Source organism: Streptomyces sp. NPDC051976 (assembly GCF_040680795.1).
Classification (GTDB): domain Bacteria; phylum Actinomycetota; class Actinomycetes; order Streptomycetales; family Streptomycetaceae; genus Actinacidiphila.
In genome coordinates this window covers 60,154-75,747 of sequence record NZ_JBFAXL010000012.1, presented here as the reverse complement: position 1 = coordinate 75,747, position 15,594 = coordinate 60,154, and the positions used below count along the sequence as shown (strand labels likewise).

15 protein-coding genes are annotated in these 15,594 nt (G+C 69.7%); 6 read left to right on the top strand and 9 right to left on the bottom strand.

The window, feature by feature from the left end:
- Positions 1–155: 155 nt before the first annotated feature.
- Entirely contained in the window at positions 156–1,136 is a 981-nt protein-coding gene (locus tag AB0M29_RS15420) for an AraC family transcriptional regulator (protein WP_365382766.1), read from the bottom strand.
- A gap of 180 nt (positions 1,137–1,316) precedes the next feature.
- Between AB0M29_RS15420 and AB0M29_RS15415 the strand changes: the two genes are divergently transcribed.
- Positions 1,317–2,825, top strand: coding sequence for a DUF4246 domain-containing protein (locus AB0M29_RS15415; protein WP_365382765.1), 1,509 nt, complete (start codon positions 1,317–1,319; stop codon positions 2,823–2,825).
- Between the two features lie 358 nt (positions 2,826–3,183).
- Positions 3,184–4,542, top strand: a complete 1,359-nt coding sequence (locus AB0M29_RS15410; protein ID WP_365382764.1) for a DUF4041 domain-containing protein — start codon at positions 3,184–3,186, stop codon at positions 4,540–4,542.
- Between the two features lie 33 nt (positions 4,543–4,575).
- Here AB0M29_RS15410 and AB0M29_RS15405 read toward each other — a convergent pair whose 3' ends face one another.
- The 5 genes from AB0M29_RS15405 to AB0M29_RS15385 all read right to left on the bottom strand — a co-directional run bounded on the left by AB0M29_RS15405 (position 4,576) and on the right by AB0M29_RS15385 (position 9,480).
- Positions 4,576–5,184 (bottom strand): hypothetical protein, encoded by a 609-nt coding sequence (locus tag AB0M29_RS15405; RefSeq protein ID WP_365382763.1) that lies wholly within the window; start codon positions 5,182–5,184, stop codon positions 4,576–4,578.
- Complete coding sequence (locus AB0M29_RS15400; protein ID WP_365382762.1) at positions 5,181–5,819, bottom strand: RNA polymerase sigma factor; 639 nt, start codon at positions 5,817–5,819, stop codon at positions 5,181–5,183. The genes AB0M29_RS15405 and AB0M29_RS15400 overlap by 4 nt, the downstream gene beginning before the upstream one ends.
- Positions 5,820–5,933: 114 nt before the next feature.
- Positions 5,934–6,914 carry a zinc-binding dehydrogenase gene (locus AB0M29_RS15395; protein ID WP_365382761.1) on the bottom strand — a complete coding sequence of 327 codons (981 nt, stop codon included), beginning with the start codon at positions 6,912–6,914 and terminating at the stop codon, positions 5,934–5,936.
- 114 nt (positions 6,915–7,028) lie between these two features.
- Positions 7,029–7,613, bottom strand: a complete 585-nt coding sequence (locus AB0M29_RS15390) for a helix-turn-helix domain-containing protein (protein ID WP_365382760.1) — start codon at positions 7,611–7,613, stop codon at positions 7,029–7,031.
- Between the two features lie 112 nt (positions 7,614–7,725).
- On the bottom strand, positions 7,726–9,480 hold the full coding sequence (locus tag AB0M29_RS15385; RefSeq protein ID WP_365382759.1) for a ricin-type beta-trefoil lectin domain protein: 1,755 nt from the start codon (positions 9,478–9,480) through the stop codon (positions 7,726–7,728).
- 105 nt (positions 9,481–9,585) lie between these two features.
- Here AB0M29_RS15385 and AB0M29_RS15380 point away from each other — a divergent pair, with 105 nt between their 5' ends.
- A complete protein-coding gene (locus AB0M29_RS15380; RefSeq protein ID WP_365382758.1) occupies positions 9,586–9,855 on the top strand; it encodes a CopG family transcriptional regulator in 270 nt (89 codons plus the stop codon).
- Positions 9,852–10,274 carry a PIN domain-containing protein gene (locus AB0M29_RS15375; protein WP_365382757.1) on the top strand — a complete coding sequence of 141 codons (423 nt, stop codon included), beginning with the start codon at positions 9,852–9,854 and terminating at the stop codon, positions 10,272–10,274. Before AB0M29_RS15380 ends, AB0M29_RS15375 begins: the two co-directional genes overlap by 4 nt.
- Before the next feature lie 95 nt (positions 10,275–10,369).
- Here AB0M29_RS15375 and AB0M29_RS15370 read toward each other — a convergent pair whose 3' ends face one another.
- Together AB0M29_RS15370 and AB0M29_RS15365 are read right to left on the bottom strand one after the other, a co-directional pair.
- Positions 10,370–11,863 carry an MFS transporter gene (locus AB0M29_RS15370; RefSeq protein ID WP_365382756.1) on the bottom strand — a complete coding sequence of 498 codons (1,494 nt, stop codon included), beginning with the start codon at positions 11,861–11,863 and terminating at the stop codon, positions 10,370–10,372.
- Complete coding sequence (locus AB0M29_RS15365) at positions 11,860–12,159, bottom strand: hypothetical protein (RefSeq protein ID WP_365382755.1); 300 nt, start codon at positions 12,157–12,159, stop codon at positions 11,860–11,862. The genes AB0M29_RS15370 and AB0M29_RS15365 overlap by 4 nt, the downstream gene beginning before the upstream one ends.
- 265 nt (positions 12,160–12,424) lie before the next feature.
- Here AB0M29_RS15365 and AB0M29_RS15360 point away from each other — a divergent pair, with 265 nt between their 5' ends.
- The gene (locus tag AB0M29_RS15360; RefSeq protein WP_365382754.1) at positions 12,425–13,450 is read left to right on the top strand and encodes an RNA polymerase subunit sigma-70; all 1,026 of its coding nucleotides are present in this window, start codon (positions 12,425–12,427) and stop codon (positions 13,448–13,450) included.
- A 164-nt stretch (positions 13,451–13,614) separates the two neighbouring features.
- Positions 13,615–14,868: a PQQ-binding-like beta-propeller repeat protein gene (locus AB0M29_RS15355; protein WP_365382753.1), complete on the top strand. Its 1,254-nt coding sequence runs from the start codon at positions 13,615–13,617 to the stop codon at positions 14,866–14,868.
- A gap of 91 nt (positions 14,869–14,959) precedes the next feature.
- Here AB0M29_RS15355 and AB0M29_RS15350 read toward each other — a convergent pair whose 3' ends face one another.
- On the bottom strand, positions 14,960–15,541 hold the full coding sequence (locus AB0M29_RS15350; protein WP_365382752.1) for a TetR/AcrR family transcriptional regulator: 582 nt from the start codon (positions 15,539–15,541) through the stop codon (positions 14,960–14,962).
- Positions 15,542–15,594 lie beyond the last annotated feature (53 nt).

Genomic DNA, 15,594 nt, shown 5'->3' with positions numbered 1-15,594 from the left:
GTCCAGGACGTAGCGGAGGAAGAGCGCGGACACGGCGGCGGTCGTCCGGATCTTCGGGCTGTTGCACAGCAGGGCGACGGTCTCGGCGGAGGCGGCCAGGGTGAGCAGAACGCCTCTCGGTGCCTGCGGGGGACCTTCGGGAGGTAACGGGGCGGTCATGGTGTGGGCCGGGGGGTGGAGAGGTGGCGGTGGGATTGGGGGGAGGCGCCGAACAGTTGGTGGAAGTCGCGGGCGAATTGGTCCGGGCGGACGTAACCCACGGCCGACATGATGGTGTTGATGGGGGCGTCGGACAGGGCGGGGTCCTGGAGTTGACGGTGGGCTTCGTGGAGGCGCAGGTTCTTGAGCAACTGCATGGGGGTGAGCTCGGCGTCCTGGAATATCGCGTAGAGGTAGCGGGTCGAGATATGGGCCGCTCTGGCGATTCCCTCCGGGTCGAGGGTGGGATCGGCGAGATTTCGGCGAATGATGGCGTGGATGCTGGTGCGTTGCAGCAGGCGGAGTGTGTGCGGAGTGATCCCCGCCCGCTCATCGAGTCTCTGGCGAATCAGCCCCACCACGCATTCACGCAGGACTTCCGGCAGGCTGGGGACCTCGATGGCGGCCGGCTCGGTCAGCCCGATCAGGAACTGCGCGAACAGACTGCGTCCCGGTACGCCTTTGGGCGTGATGCTGCCGACGAGCGGACGGACGGTGGAGTAACCGACAGGCACCAGGGCCCGCGGAAATGTCAGCATGATCGTCTGGACGAGACTTGTCGGATTCGTCGTCTCCCAGGGCTGCGACGTGTCGTACAGGGCGATGTCCCGAGCACGTAAATCCGCCGTGTGGCCCGCATGTTGGACGCGTATCCCGGGGGTGAGGGCTGTGACCAATCGATAGCACTCGGGATCACTGGCGCGGATCAGACGATCGGTGCGTCGCACCGAGACTTCGCGGTCCGCGGCGAAGGTGTGCGCTTCGAGTGCGAAGTCACCGATTTCCGCGACCAGCATCGCCGCGCGCAGTTGGCCGGGCGGGCGGCAGTGGACCGGAACCGTGACCGTGACCGGTGCCAATTCGGTGGCAGAACCCGCCTGGTAGTAATCGTAACGGTCGAGCGGGGGCACAGTTGCAGTGTCGTACAGCGTTTCCATCGCCTCTCCTTTCCTCGCTGATCTGAGGAACATTGTGGGCTGACGGGTCCGCCGTGGAGTTGGCTGTGGGCGCACAAGAGTCGGCACCCGGCGAGGGGGCCGAGCTGCCCACGCCGCGCGGTGTCAGTGCCTTGAAGTAGGGTTCCCGGCACCGCACACCGACTGAGAGGCACAAGAGAGTTGACCGGCCTGACTGCTTTTCCGCTGCCCTTTCATGCTTCGCGTTCCATAACGTACGCAGCGCCCAGAACGCTGCGGGAACTCCAGATGATGCGGTGCAGCGCCCATATTCGGTCGAAGCCGGGGTGGTTCGAGAAGAGGAACGATGCCGGGATCGTCGCCAGGTGGACGCGAGAGGCGGTCGAACAGGGCCTCACCGAGGCGCAGGTGGGGTACGTGATGGCCGAACTCGCGCACTACGCGGCGCTGCGGGACGCACGGACCGGCATCGAGGTGTCGGCCGTCGACGGGGTGTGGCAGTCCGACACGCTGGTCGACGGCGAGCTGGGATCGCGGCTGCGGGACGCGGTGCGGGTATTGGAAGAGGTCCCGGAAGCGGAGCTGGACTGGCATCCGGGGTCGGACGGCCAGGTGCTGGATCTGGTGCATCCTTCGCTGTTCTGCCTGGTGAAGGGGGTGAGCGGTGAGCCCGAGCGGGCTTGGCTGAACCCGACGGACCGCTTTTCGAGGTACGAGTTCTCGGAGAAGTTCCAGTGGCTGCCCACTGACGTCGACGTCAGTGAGGGCGGCGATGTCGCCTTCCGTTCGTACATCAACAACGTCCACCCGCAGACGCATCGCGAACTGGCCTCCGTACTCCCGGACTTGTTCGCGCGCATGCGCCCGCTGTGGGAGAGGGTCCTCACCGATCTGCGCCATCCGCGGCCGGCGCGCATCACGGCCGACCCTTACGGCTGGTACGACTCGGAACCCCAGTACCCGAATAAGTCGGACTACAGCGACGACGCGGCCTACACGGCGGCCCGCACGGCATTCGACGAGGCGCTGGACGACTGGTGGGAGAACCGCCACCCGGTCATTCCGGACGCCCCGGCCTTCACCCCGCCCGAGCCGCCCGACAACGCCGCCCGGGTCGACCTGCGCGGCCGCCGTCTCCAGGTCATCGTCAAGCTCGCCACCATTCATCTCACCCCGGACAGGCCCGAGTACCCCGGTGGTTCCTGGCATGTCGAGGGGATGATGAACGAGCGGATCGTCTCGACCGGCATCTACTACTGGGACAGCGAGAACATCACCGAGAGCCAGTTGAGCTTCCGGGCCGCCCTCGACGACCCGGAGTACGAGCAGAACGACGACCCCGGTATGCGGGAGGTCTACGGCCTGGAGAACGAGGATGCGCTGAACCAGATGCTGGGATCGGCGTCGACCCCCGCGGGCCGCTGCCTGGCGTTCCCCAACATCCTGCAGCACCGCGTCGGTTCGTTCCGCCTCGCGGACCCCGCCCGCCCGGGACACCGCAAGATCCTCGCGTTCTTCCTGGTCGACCCGTCGACCACCCTCGTCTCGACCTCCGATGTGCCCCCGCAGCAGCCGTGGTCCGACACCTCGACCATGACGCTGGAGCAGGCCAAGGAGTACCGCGAAGAGCTCATGCGGGAACGGAAGTTTTTCGTCGACGAACACAACGAGCAGCTCTACGAGCGGGAGTTCTCCCTCTGCGAGCACTGAGTCGCCCAGCGAACACCCCCTGTCCCCTCGCTGAGTGACGTCTCGCCAATCACAACAAGGTCACAATGATGGGACTTGTCCCTTCTTGAGGTGGGGTGATTCGCCACGATGTGTCTCTCCGCACAGAGCGGATCACGGTGAGTCCGCCGCAGCGGAAGTCACCGAGCGAGCGCATCCGTGCGCAGCGAAGCTGGGGGGACTGGCCATGGATCGACCTTTCACGCGGGAGAACAGAAGCCCTTCGTGGGCTCGCACGGACGTGGGCGCGGCAGAAGATCTCGGGCCGGAGAGCGGTGATGTGGGTAGGGGGGCCGGGCAGAGTAGGGCGTCGGCGGCACCACCGCCGCAGCGAGGCGGGATGTTCGGTCGTCGTCGGCGCGACGAACCCTCCGAGGCGTCCGAGTTACGTGCGTGGATCGCCAGGACGCAGGGCTCGAACGCGGAGCAGATCGCTGGGCTCATCCACCAAGTGCGCTCCGAGGCAGCGGCCTTGAGGGCTCAGTCCGAGAGAGAAGCCGAGGGCATTCGCAACGACGCCCGGGACGTCGCCAACGAGATCCTGGACGACGCTCGCAAGACGGCGAAGGAGACCCAGCGGCTCCAGAAGGACGCGGAGAGATTCCGACGAGAGACGTTCGAGGCGCAAACGCACCTTGCCGCGACGCAGGCCAGGATCGTCACGACGGATGAGACAGCGCTGCTCCAGGAAGTGGGCATCTACTCCTATCGGCACCAGTTGCACGACGCGATCGCCTACCGCAGCCGCCTCGACTCCTTGCAGGCCGAGATCAAGAACCTGGCGCGCACCCATCAGGCGGTCCTCGCCGCTACCGACTGGACCGTCAACGGTTCCAAGCGTGAGGGCCAGAAGATGGTCCGCGACTTCTCCAAGCTCATGCTGCGCGCCTACAACGCGGAGGCGGACTACGCCGTACGGAGCATGCGTCCGCACCGCCTGAACTCGCTGATCGACCGGCTCTACAAGAGCCGCGAAACCATCGCGAAGCTCGGCGCGACGATGCACATCCGCATCTCGGACGGCTACCACAGCGCTCGGGTACGGGAGCTGGAACTCACCTCGGACTTCCTGCAGAAGAAGGACGAGGAGAAGGAGGCCCAGCGGGAGTTGCGTGCCCGGGAGAAGGAAGAGGCAGCAGTACAGCGCGAACTGGATCGCGAACGGGAGAAGCTGCGCAAGGAACAAGGGCACTACGCGGCCGCTCTCGAGCGCCTCCTGGAGCGCGGCGACCAGGCGGCCGTCCTTGAGATGGAAGCCAAGCTGGCCGAGATCGAAGCCGCGCTGCGTGATGTGGAGAGCAGAGCCGCCAACATCCGGACCGGATACGTCTACGTCATCTCCAATATCGGTGCGTTCGGGGACCGGATGGTCAAGATCGGCCTGACCCGGCGGCTCGAACCTCTGGAACGCGTGCAAGAACTCAGCGGCGCCTCGGTGCCCTTCCGGTTCGATGTGCACGCGCTGATCTTCAGCAAGGATGCCGTCGGCCTCGAAGCGCAGCTCCACCAGGCGTTCGCCTCGCGAAGGGTCAACAGGGTCAACGGCCGCAAGGAGTTCTTCTACATCACCCCGAGCGACGTGCGAGACGCACTGCAGTGCTATGCGGGCCAGCACCTGGTGGAGTTCACGGAAGAGCCCGAGGCGCTGGAATGGCGGGCCAGTTCCTCGTCGGATCACGACCGCAGCGCCGTACGGTGACGCTGCGGTCGTGGCCTGCGCCGTCAGTCGGGTTCAGGGGTGGCAGGGCTTTGTGGGGCCCTTGATGAAGGCTTCGTGGAAGAAGTGGGCGGAGTGGCCGTCGGGGAGGTGGTCTTCGACCAGGTAGGTGTCGGCGTGGGTCATGACGTAGCGGTAGTCCCACCTGCCGTGGCCGTATTTCTGTTGGGGCAGAGGGATTCCCCGGTGGGGCTGGCAGGACTCGCCGGAGGGGATCTTCTCGATGACGGCGGTGAAGCCCGCGGCGCGGATCTTGGCGGCCAGGCGGTCGAAGTGGTGAGGGTCGCCGGACCAGTTGAGGTCGCGAAGGGAGACGGTGAGGGTGCCGTCGGGGTTCTTCTCGACCGCGTAGGCGGGCGTCTGGGTGCCGTTGGGCAGGACCAGGGCCGCGCCCGCGGCGACGGCCGCCGCGGCCAGGCTCCAGGCGAACCGCTTGCGGATACGGCGTCGGCGGCCGCTAGTGGTGTTGGTGGTGGTGGGTTGTTCGTTCATTGTCCGCACACCGCGCATCAGGTGCTCCTCACGCTGGATCCTCCGGCCGGCGGGAAAGTCCCGCTCCGCCGGTACGGCCAGCAGTCGGCGCAGTTCCTGCACGTCGCTGTCCTGGTGCTCTTCCCGACTCATCGCGGTCCCCTTCCGTTTCCCGTGCTCGGCCGGACCGCCTCGTGGCGGTCACCTGTTTGCTGCCGCGCCGCGGCCGTGGGTTCCCTGTCCGGCCGGAGATTCTGCTGGGCCAGCTTCTCCAGCCGGCGGCGCGCCCGGGAGAGGCGGGAGCGCACGGTGCCGACCGGTATGCCGAGGGCCTCGGCTGTCGCGGCGTAGTCGAGACCGGCCCATACGCACAGGGCCAGTACCTCGCGGTCGGGGCGGGACAACTGGTCCAACGTCTTGCGTACCGCGGCGATCCGCTCCTGGTCCGCCAGCCGGCCGACGACCTCGTCGGCGAAGTCGGGGAGCGGGGCGGGTGGGGGCATGCGCTCCATCAGGGCCCGGTGGCGCCGGGCGGTGCGTCGGCGGTGGTGCACCACGTGGGTGGCGATGCCGAGCAGCCACGGCAGCAGGCTTCCGCCGTGCGGTTCGACCTTCTCCCGCATCCGCCAGACCTCGAGGTACACCAGCGAGACGCAGTCCTCGGCGACCGACCAGTCCCCGGTCAGGCGGAAACAGTGGTTGTAGACGGCCCGGCCGTACTCGCGGAAGAGAACCCTGAAGGAGTCCTCGTCGCCCGCTCGTAGGCGGGCCCGGAATAGTGGCTCCATGCCTGACTCTGCCGAGCGGCCGCCCATGAGTTCCATGTGATGCGCACCATATCCGTGGTGCGCACCTCTCCTACGGCGCACTTACGGCCCTGACGCCGGCCGAGACACCACGCGTCAGTCCACGGTGACGGTCATCTTGCCCAGTGCCTGGCCGGACTCCATCACGCGGTGGGCCTCGACGATCTCGTCGAAGCGGAAGACCCGGACCGGGCCGGATCGGAGGGTGCCCGCCTCGACCTTGGCGTAGATCTGGTCCAGGGGGATGCCGGTGAGTGGGAAGGCGGGGCTGCCGAGGACGAAGGCGCTGGCGAAGAAGCTGAGTTGGACTCCGGTGGGGAGGTCGGCGAGGGGGTCGAAGTCGGGTACGGGGTCGAAGCCGCCGAGGAAGCCGATCTGGCAGACGCGGCCGCGCGGGCGGACCGTGGCCAGGGAGTCGCGGAGGACGCTGTTGCCGACGATGTCGAGGACGGCGTCCACGGTGATGTCCCGTGCCCTGACCTGCGGGGCGAGGAGACCGTCGTCGACGAGGACGTCATCGGCGCCGAGTTCCTTGAGCAGGGGCGCGTGAGCCGGGGTGCGGGTGGTGGCGAGGACCCGGGCGCCGTGGTCGGCGGCGAGGCTGACGGCGGCCTGACCGAGCGCGGAGGTCGCGCCGCGTACGAGGACCGTCTCACCGGTACGCAGGTCCAGGTTGCCGAACAGGCCGCTCCACGCCGTCGCGTACACCTCGGGGACGGCGGCCAGTTCGGCCCATCCGAGGGAGGAGCGCACCGGGACCACATTGGTCGCGGGGACCGTCACCAACTCCGCGTAACTCCCGTTGCGGGTACGTCCCATGCCGCCGAGGATCGCCACCACGGTGGTGCCGGGCGGGAGTGCGCCGGCGGGGTCGGACTCGACCACCCCGGCGCACTCGATCCCGGTGACGGCCGCGACCTCGCCCCAGGCACCGGCGCGCATGTACGCCTCGGCGTGGTTGAGGCCGAACGCCTTGACCCTGATCAGCACCTCGCCTGCGGCGGGCACGGGGTCGGGCAGTTCGGTGACGGTCAGCACCTCGGGACCGCCGTAGCCGGAGATGACGATGGCCTTCATGAGCGCACTCCATTCTTGAGCGATGATTCAACTATTGGGCCGGAAAAAAGGCCACCGTCACGGTGGCCCGTATGCCCGCCAGGCGAGAGCGGCGAGAGCGGCGGGAGCGGCGCGTCAGACGAGAGCGGCGAACGCGTTGTCCGCGATCGCGCGCAACGCGGCCTCGTCCGGGTGCGCCTTGCCCACCACCATCAGGCCCTGGCAGGTGGCGACCAGCAGTTTGGCGCTGCCGCCCGGATCCACCGACGCCCGCACCTCACCCCGGCCGCGGGCGTTCCGCAGCGCCCTGGTCATGCACCGTTCCAGCCGGGCCAGGTGGCCGCGCACCACGGCCGCGGCCTCGTCGTCCTCGGCGGCGTTCTCGATCGCGGTGTTCACCAGCAGGCAGCCCTGCCTGCCCTCGGGGCTGAGCAGATCTGCGACGAGTCCGTCGAAGTAGCCGCGCAGCTCGGCCAACGAGGCGCCAGGCGACTCCAGTTCGCCGAGTTTCTGCGGTACGACCAGCTTGGAGTAGCGCTCCAGCGACTTCAGGAACAGGGCGCGCTTGCCGCCGGGGAAGGCACTGTAGATGCTGCCGGGCTTCACCCCGGTCGCCTTCACGAGATCCTCGATCGAGGTGGCGCGATAGCCGCGCTCCCAGAACCGCAGCATGGCCTGGTTCAGCACGGTGTCGGGTTCGAACTCGCGGGGTCTCGGCACGAGGAGGAAAATACATGAGCGACCGTTCAAGAACAACCGTCGGCGTACGGAAGGCCCCACCGTCCCGTGCCGGTGGGGCCCTGTTCCGCGTGCCTGGGCTCAGTTCACGCGCTCACGCCAGGCCGAACTTCTGGGCGCCGGAGCCGTTGCAGTCCCAGATCTGGAGGCGGGTGCCGTTCGCGGTGGCACCGGAGGGGGAGTCGATGCAGCGGCCCGTGGTGGGGTTGGACATCGAACCGTCGGCGTCGGGGACCCAGTTCTGGTAGCCGCCGCCGTTGCAGGTGGCCAACTGGAGTTTGGTGCCCGCGGCGTTGACGCCGCCCGCGATGTCGAGGCACTTGCCGAGGGTCTGGAGGGTCTGACCGTTCCAGGTCCACTTCTGGTCGAGGGAGGTGGCCTGCTGGCAGTCCCAGAGCTGGACGGCGGTGCCGTCGCCGCCGTTGTCGTCACCGGCGACGTCCACGCACTTGCCGCCGGGGCCGTAGATGGGGGTGCCGATGGCGAACTTCTGGGCGCCGGAGCCGTTGCAGTCCCAGATCTGGAGGCGGGTGCCGTTGGCGGTGCCGCCCGAAGGGGAGTCGACGCAGCGGCCGCTGGTGGGGTTGCGCAGCGAGCCGTCGGTCTGCCGCACCCAGGACTGGTAGCCGCCGCTGTTGCAGGTGGCGAGCTGCAGTTGCGTACCGGCCGCGCTGTTGCCGCCCGCGATGTCCAGGCACTTGCCGAGGGTCTGGAAGGTCTGGCCGTTCCAGGTCCAGTGCTGGTCCTTGGCGCCGGACTGGCAGTCCCACAGCTGGACGGCGGTGCCGTCGCCGCCGGTGTCGTCGCCGGCGACGTCCACGCACTTGCCGCCGGGCCCGGTGATCGTCTGGCCGCTCACCGAACCGCCGCCGCCGCCACCGCCACCGCCGCCACCGGGCGCCTTGTTGTAGACGGCCACCGAGTCGATGACCAGCTTGCCGCCGGAGGCCGTGGCCGAGTTGGGGCCGCCGCCGAACGCGTCGGGGAAGCCGCCGCCCATCGCCAGGTCGTAGATGATGAAGAACGGGTGGTCGATCGCGTCGGACCAGGTCGTGGCGTCGACCTGGTTGGCGTTGACGGTGAAGAAGTTGTTCCCGTCGAGGTAGAAGCGGATCTGCTCGGGCGACACCGAGCGGTCGATCTCCGCCGCGTAGTCGTGGAAGCCGGTCTGGCAGCCCGAACAGCCGCGCTCGCCCGAGCCGATGCCGGTCGACTCGTTGCACGGGCCGCCCGGGCTCACGCCGCAGTGGATGGTGCTGAAGTCGGAGCTGCGGCCGTTGATGTCCTCCATGATGTCGATCTCGCCGGACTTCGGCCACGTCACGCCGCTGCGCAGCGGCGCGCCGAGCATCCAGAACGCGGGCCAGTAGCCCGCCCCGTTGGCGGTGTTGACGTTGGGCTGCTGGAGGACGGACTCGATGCGTACGACGCCGCCCGCCGGGGCGCCGAAGGTCGCCGCCTGGGTCTCCACGCGCCCGGACGTCCAGCCGCTCCGCGGGTCGGAACCGGAGTGGTTGGCCTGCAGCACCAGGTGGCCCTGGCCGTCGTAGTAGACGTTCGACGTGCTGCTGGTCATGGTCTCGATCTCACCGGTGCCGAAGTTGCTGCCCGGCCCGGTGTCGTACTTCCACAGGTTCTGGTCGATGCCGGTGCCGGACGCGCCGTTGAAGTCGTCGCTCCAGGTGAGCGAGAAGCCGGGTGGGGTCGGGGGGACCGCCGCCTCGGCTTTCGCTGTCGTGAAGTTCACTGTCGCGACGACGGTGGCCGCCACCGTGGCCGCGACGACGGGGAGCACTGAGAGCGCTCTCTTCCATGCGCGGCGGCGCGGCCCTGCGTTGAGGAGTGTCATGTACACAGCTTGTCGACGAGGGGGGTCTTCGACAAGACGGGCGCGCTGGCGCGTTCACGCTGGCCAGACTGGCGGGCTTGAAGCACGGCGAGTATGGTCTGCTGTATGGCGAGTAAGAAGGTAACGGTGACGATTCCCGAGGATCTGCTGGAAGAGATCCGGGCGGAGGCGGCTGAGCGCGGTCTGTCGGCGTATGTCGCCGAGGCGCTGCGCGCCAAGCATGACCGGGACCGGCTCCTGGAACTCGTCGGCTGGCTGGAGGAAGAGCACGGCCCGGTCACCGAGGACGAACGCGCCACGGCCCTCGACGAGCTGCACGATCTCGATGCCGAGCACGAGCGCCGCCGGACGAGCGGCGCCGGAGAGGCCGCGTGAAGAAGCGGAGCGGTGAGCACCGGTCGCTGCCTCGGGTCTTCGTGCTCGACTGCGAAGCCCTGTCCCTGGCCGTACGCGGCGACCGGAAGATGATCGCCTGGCTCGACCTCGCCGCCCGTGGTGCGGCTGAGGTGGTGACGTCACCGATGACACTGGTCGAGGCATACGACGGCAGGACCACCGCACAGCGCTGGGACTGGGTGCTCTCCCGCCTCAAGGTCGCCGACATCGGGAAGGACGAGGCCCGACAAGCGCGTCGGCTGCTGGCAGACGCCAAACTGCACGGCCACAAGTACGCGATCGACGCTGTGCTCGCCGTCGTGGCACGGCACCAGAAAGGCCAGGTCACCGTCTTCACCTCGGACGTCGACGACCTGGAGAAGCTGGTCCCGGACACGATCGTCGTCAAGAAGGTGTGACACGGGCATTCGGCCGCGCCAGGTGCGCGGCCGGCGGGTGGCCGCCGGGGGTCCGGCGGCCACCTTCTTGTGCTGGCCCGAGCACAAGCTTGGCGTCACTGCTCGGTGGCGGTGACCAGCTCCGGTTGCCGGGGGTCCGGGGTGGGGGCGGGGTCGCCGCGGGTGTTGGAGGCGCGCAGCGCGATGGCTCCGGCTGCCACGAGGCAGAAGGCGCTGACGAGCAGGGCGCGTTGGAATCCGGCGGTGAGTGCCTCCGGGGGTGGGGTGTGGGCGGCGAGCAGGTGGTGGGTGCGGCTGGTCGCGATTCCGCTGAACACCGCCAGGCCGAGCGCCGAACCGAGCTGGAAGGAGGCGGTGATCAGGGCCGCGGCCAGTCCGGCCTGGTCCTCCGGTACGCCCGCGTTGGCGGCCGTCTGCACACCGGCGTACAGCAGCCCCAGCCCGGCCCCCATGAGCACCAGCGGGGCGAGCAGGTTGCCGAGATAGGTGCCGTCCACCGGGATACGGGACAGCCAGAAGATGCCGCCGGCGGCCAGTAGCGAGCCACCGGTGATGACCGGCCGGGTCCCCGTCCGCACGAACATCTTCGTCGCCAGGGTCGAGCCGAACCCGATGCCGAAGGTCACCGGCAGATACGCGATTCCGGTCCGCAGCTGGGAGTAGCCCAGGACGTTCTGCATGTACAAGGTGACGAAGAAGAACATCGAGTAGAACCCGGCCCAGGCGATCACCTGGGTGGCGTCGGCCGCGGCCAGGCCCTTGATCCGGAAGATCGACAGCGGGACGAGCGGATGGGCGCGGCGCTGCTCGTTGACCAGGAACGCGGCCATCAGCGCCGCCGAGGCGGCCAGCCCGCCGAGGGTACGGCCCGCGCCCCAGCCCTCGTCCGGCGCCTTCACCAGGGTGAAGATCAGCAGCAGCATGGCGGCGGTGACCAGCACCGCGCCGACCGCGTCGAAACCGCCCGGCGCGGACCGGCCGTGGTCGGCCCTCAGGATCCGGAAGGCCCCGAAGAGCACCAGCGCGGCGATCGGGAGGTTCACGAAGAACACCCACCGCCAGCCGAGGTCCTCGGTGAGCACCCCGCCGAAGAACACCCCGACCGCCGAGGCCAGCCCGCTGATCCCGGCCCACGCGCCCAGCGCCTTGTGCCGGTCCGAGCCCTGGAAGGTGGTGGTCAGGATGGACAGCGCGGCCGGGGACATCATCGCCGCCCCGAAGCCCTGGGCGAACCGGCCGCCGACCAGCAGTCCCTGGTTGTCGGCCAGCCCGCAGGCCAGCGAGGAGGCCGCGAACAGCGCGGTCCCGGCGATCAGCAGCCGGCGCCGCCCCAGCAGGTCCCCGGCCCGGCCGCCCAGCAGCAGGAACCCGCCGTAGGTGATCAGGTAGCCGCTGACCACCCACTGCAGGTTCTGCACCGAGAACCCCAGGTGCGTACGGATGGTCGGCAGCGCCACGTTCACGATCGAGCCGTCCATGACGTCCAGGAACGTCACCGCGCACAGCAGGGCCAGGGTGGCCCTGCCGCGCCCGGTCGCCAGGAACGACACCTGCGGCGGCGCCGTCGACGGGTTCATGGCGTCACTCACGACCCCGCGGCTTCCATCACGGGGCCGACCTCGACACCGCCGCCGACCCGCAGCGCCGGGCAGTCCTTGGCCAGCGCCAGTGCGGAGTCCATGTCGTCGGCGGACACCACCGAGTGGCCGACCATCCGGGAGCCGCTGCCGCCGACCTCGCCGAGCGAGGCGTAGTCGGTCACCGCGTTGCCGACGTCGACCAGGGCCGGGCCCAGCTCGCCGAACCAGGCCTGCCACTCGGCCGGGGTCTCGGCGCCGGGCCGGTAGTCGGAGGGCACGCGGAAGGAGAAAACGTAGTTGCCCATGATCTGTCGTCCTGTTCTGTGTCCGGGGCGCGCGCCGGATCGGGAGCGCCTCCATAGGGGTAGATGCCGGCGGGTCCGCGAATTGGGCGCGCGGACACCGCCCAATTCGCGGGTCCGGCGGCGTCAGTACTTACGGACGAGCGGAAAGCTCGCGGCGGAACCCGGTCGGAACGCGCCGGGACCCGGTCGCCACCCGGCGGCACCCGGTCGGAACCCGGTCGGAACCCGGGCCGGAACCCGGCGGAAAGAAGCAGAGTGAGGATGCATGGAGAACTCGGACCTGATCGCCAGGGCCGGCGCGGGCGACCACGAGGCGTTCCGCGCACTGGTCGAAGTGCACACCCACGAACTGCAGGTGCACTGCTACCGCATCCTGGGCTCACTGCAGGACGCCGAGGACGCGCTCCAGGAGACCCTTGTGTCCGCCTGGCGTAACCTCGGCGACTTCGGCCGGCGGTCCTCGCTGCGGACCTGGCTGTACCAGATCGCGACCAACCGCTGCCTGAGCATGCTGCGCGCCGACAGCCGGCGGCCCCGCAGCGCGGACCCGCTCCCCGACGTGACCCTGCCCCAGCCGACCGGCGTCAGCGACGCCCCACCGTGGCTGGAGCCCTACCCCGACGTACTGCTGGACAGCCTCGTCGACCAGGCGCCGGGCCCCGAGACCCGCTACGAGACGACCGAGGCGATCTCGCTCGCGTTCATCACGGCCCTGCAGCTGCTGCCGCCGCGGCAGCGCGCCGTACTCGTCCTGCGCGACGTGCTCGGCTACCACGCGGCCGAGGTGGCCACGATGCTCGACTCCACCCAGGAGTCGGTGCAGAGCGCCCTCAAGCGCGCGCGGGCCACCGTCGACAGCCACCTGGCGGACTCGGGCGCCACCGGCGCGCCCCCTCGCCAGCCGGACACCACGGCCGAGCGCCACCTCGTGGCCCAACTGACCGACGCCCTCGAACGCGCCGACCTCCCGGCCCTCGTGGGGCTGCTCGCCGACGACGTCCGCCTCTCCATGCCGCCCGCGATGATGGAGTTCCGCGGCATCGACGTCGCCCGCCAGTTCTTCGCCGCCGTCACCCTCCGCCCCGGCCAGTCCTACCGGGTGATCCCCACCCGCGCCAACGGCCACCCGGCCCTCGCCACCTACGTCGCCGACCCCCACACCGGCACCTTCCGCGCCTACGGCCTCCTCGTCGTCACCACCACCGACACCCACATCACCTCGGTCACCGGCTTCGGCGCGAGCGTCCTCCCCCGCTTCGGCCTGCCCCGGACGCTTCCCGGGACGGACTGACACTCCGCCGATCAGGGTGATGTCTCAAAAAAGCTCAACCGTTCGAAAATGGGCGGCACTTGGGGCCGCCCTGGACGACCATGGGACGCGAATGCGGCCGCGGACGACGGGGGTGGGCCGCTCTGCGCGCATCACCGAGGTGATGCCGAGTGAGGGGGAACGCATTGGTTAACGCTCGAAAGGTCGTCGGCGTGCTGCTGGGGGCGGCGCTGCCGGTTGTCGCGCTGGTGGCGCCGGCCGGGGCGCAGGGGACCCAGGTCGGGGAGTCGACCGCGTATCAGGCCAACGCCCGGCACGACGGCAGTGTCGCGGATTCATTGATCGGCGCGCCGCCGCTGACGAAGAAGTGGTCACGCGATCTGGGCGGGAGCGTGTCGTATCCGATCGTGGCCGGTGGGCGGGTGTTCGCCACCGCCAAGTCGCCGAGTGGGTACGGAACCACGCTGTACGCCGTCAACGCGCGGACGGGTAAGAACGCGTGGGCGCCCGTCAACCTCGCTGGGACGGACTGGTGGTCGGCGCTCGCGTACGGGGGCGGGCGGCTCTACGCCCTCAACGGCGACGGCGTGCTGACGGCGTTCGACCCGGCCACCGGGGCGAAGATCTGGACCGCCGCGCTGCCCGGGCAGTACTCCTTCACCTCGGCGCCGACGTACGCCGACGGTGTGGTGTACACGGGCGGCGCGGGCTCGGGCGGCACCCTGTACGCGGTGGACGCCGCGAGCGGGACCGTGCGCTGGACGCAGTCCGTCATGAACGGGGACGAGAGCTCGCCCGCCGTCACGGCCGAGGGGGTCTACGTCTCGTACGCGTGCGAGCAGACGTACGCCTTCTCCCCCGCGTCCGGTAGCCCGCTCTGGCACCACGACACCGACTGCGAGGGCGGTGGGGGCCGTACACCCGTACTCGCGGACGGCGGTGTCTGGGTGCGAGACGCCGCTGTGAAGACCCCCACGGTCCTCGATGCCGGAACCGGCGCGGTCCGCGGCACGTACACGGCCGGTGGACCGGCCCCGGTCCCGGCCTTCGACGGCCGCCGGGGCTACTTCGTCGACAGCGGCGTCCTCCAGGAACGCGACAGCCGCACCCTGGCCTCCAGTTGGACCTTCAACGGCGACAGCCAGCTCGACACCGCGCCGATCGTCGTCAACGGCTACGTCTACGTCGGCTCCCGGACCGGCCACCTGTGGGCGCTCAACGGCGCGACCGGCAAGTCCGTCTGGTCCACCTCCGTCGGCGCACCCATCAACGCGCCCGACGAGCAGAACCCGTCCCAGCCGCTGACCGGCCTCGGGGCCGGCGACGGCGTCGTGGTCGTCCCGGCCACCAACCTGCTGGTCGCCTACGGGCAGCCGGTGAACGGCGCGGGCGGCCGCCCGCCCGCCGGCACGCCCAGCGTCCACCCGGTGTCGAGGTAGCAGCGCACCACCTCGTCGCCAGGCACGACGCACGAAGGGCCTCACCGTGCGCGGTGGGGTCCTTCGCCGTGCGTGGGGCCCGCGTCCCGCCTCAGTCCGACTCCCCCGCGAAGTGGGCGATCAGCAAGGTGAGGCGGTGGGCGTGGAGGTCCGGGGGGAGGCGGGCGCTGCGGGTGAGGGTGGCGAGGCCGTGGAGGGCGGCCCAGAAGGTTTCGGTGAGGATGCCCGGGTCGTCGTCGGCGGCGAGGGGCTGGACGGCGTGGAGGAGTTCGCCGAAGGCGGCGTGGAGGGCGGCGGGGGCGTCCGGGGTGGCGAAGGGGAGGTCGACGGCGTGGGTGAACATCGCGTCGTAGAGGGCGGGGCGTTCCCGGGCGAAGTCCGTGTAGGCGGCGGCGACCGCGGTGAGGGCCGCGCGGGGGCCGTCGGCCGCGGTGCGGGCGGCGCGTAGCCGGGCGGCCATGTCGGCGAAGCCCTCGACGGCGACCGCGGCCATGATCGCGTCCTTGCCCTTGAAGTGGGTGTAGAGGACGGGCTGGCTGTACTCGATCTCGGCGGCGAGGCGCCGGGTGGTGACCGCGTCCCAGCCCTCGGTCTCGGCGAGTTCCCGCGCGGCGTTGACGATCAGCCGCTCACGTTCCGCTCGTTCGCGCTCTCGGCGCGTCTGGATCGACATGACAAAGATTCTAGCACCGCTAGCGTTCCAGGCGTCGCTATGTTAGCTTCGCT

Bases quoted from the DNA above. Each gene is read 5' to 3' on its own strand.
- AB0M29_RS15420 (WP_365382766.1), bottom strand. From the start codon at position 1,136: ATGGAAACGCTGTACGACACTGCAACTGTGCCCCCGCTCGACCGTTAC.
- AB0M29_RS15410 (WP_365382764.1), top strand. From the start codon at position 3,184: ATGTTCGGTCGTCGTCGGCGCGACGAACCCTCCGAGGCGTCCGAGTTA.
- AB0M29_RS15405 (WP_365382763.1), bottom strand. From the start codon at position 5,184: ATGAGTCGGGAAGAGCACCAGGACAGCGACGTGCAGGAACTGCGCCGA.
- AB0M29_RS15400 (WP_365382762.1), bottom strand. From the start codon at position 5,819: ATGGAGCCACTATTCCGGGCCCGCCTACGAGCGGGCGACGAGGACTCC.
- AB0M29_RS15395 (WP_365382761.1), bottom strand. From the start codon at position 6,914: ATGAAGGCCATCGTCATCTCCGGCTACGGCGGTCCCGAGGTGCTGACC.
- AB0M29_RS15385 (WP_365382759.1), bottom strand. From the start codon at position 9,480: ATGACACTCCTCAACGCAGGGCCGCGCCGCCGCGCATGGAAGAGAGCG.
- AB0M29_RS15380 (WP_365382758.1), top strand. From the start codon at position 9,586: ATGGCGAGTAAGAAGGTAACGGTGACGATTCCCGAGGATCTGCTGGAA.
- AB0M29_RS15365 (WP_365382755.1), bottom strand. From the start codon at position 12,159: ATGGGCAACTACGTTTTCTCCTTCCGCGTGCCCTCCGACTACCGGCCC.
- AB0M29_RS15360 (WP_365382754.1), top strand. From the start codon at position 12,425: ATGGAGAACTCGGACCTGATCGCCAGGGCCGGCGCGGGCGACCACGAG.
- AB0M29_RS15350 (WP_365382752.1), bottom strand. From the start codon at position 15,541: ATGTCGATCCAGACGCGCCGAGAGCGCGAACGAGCGGAACGTGAGCGG.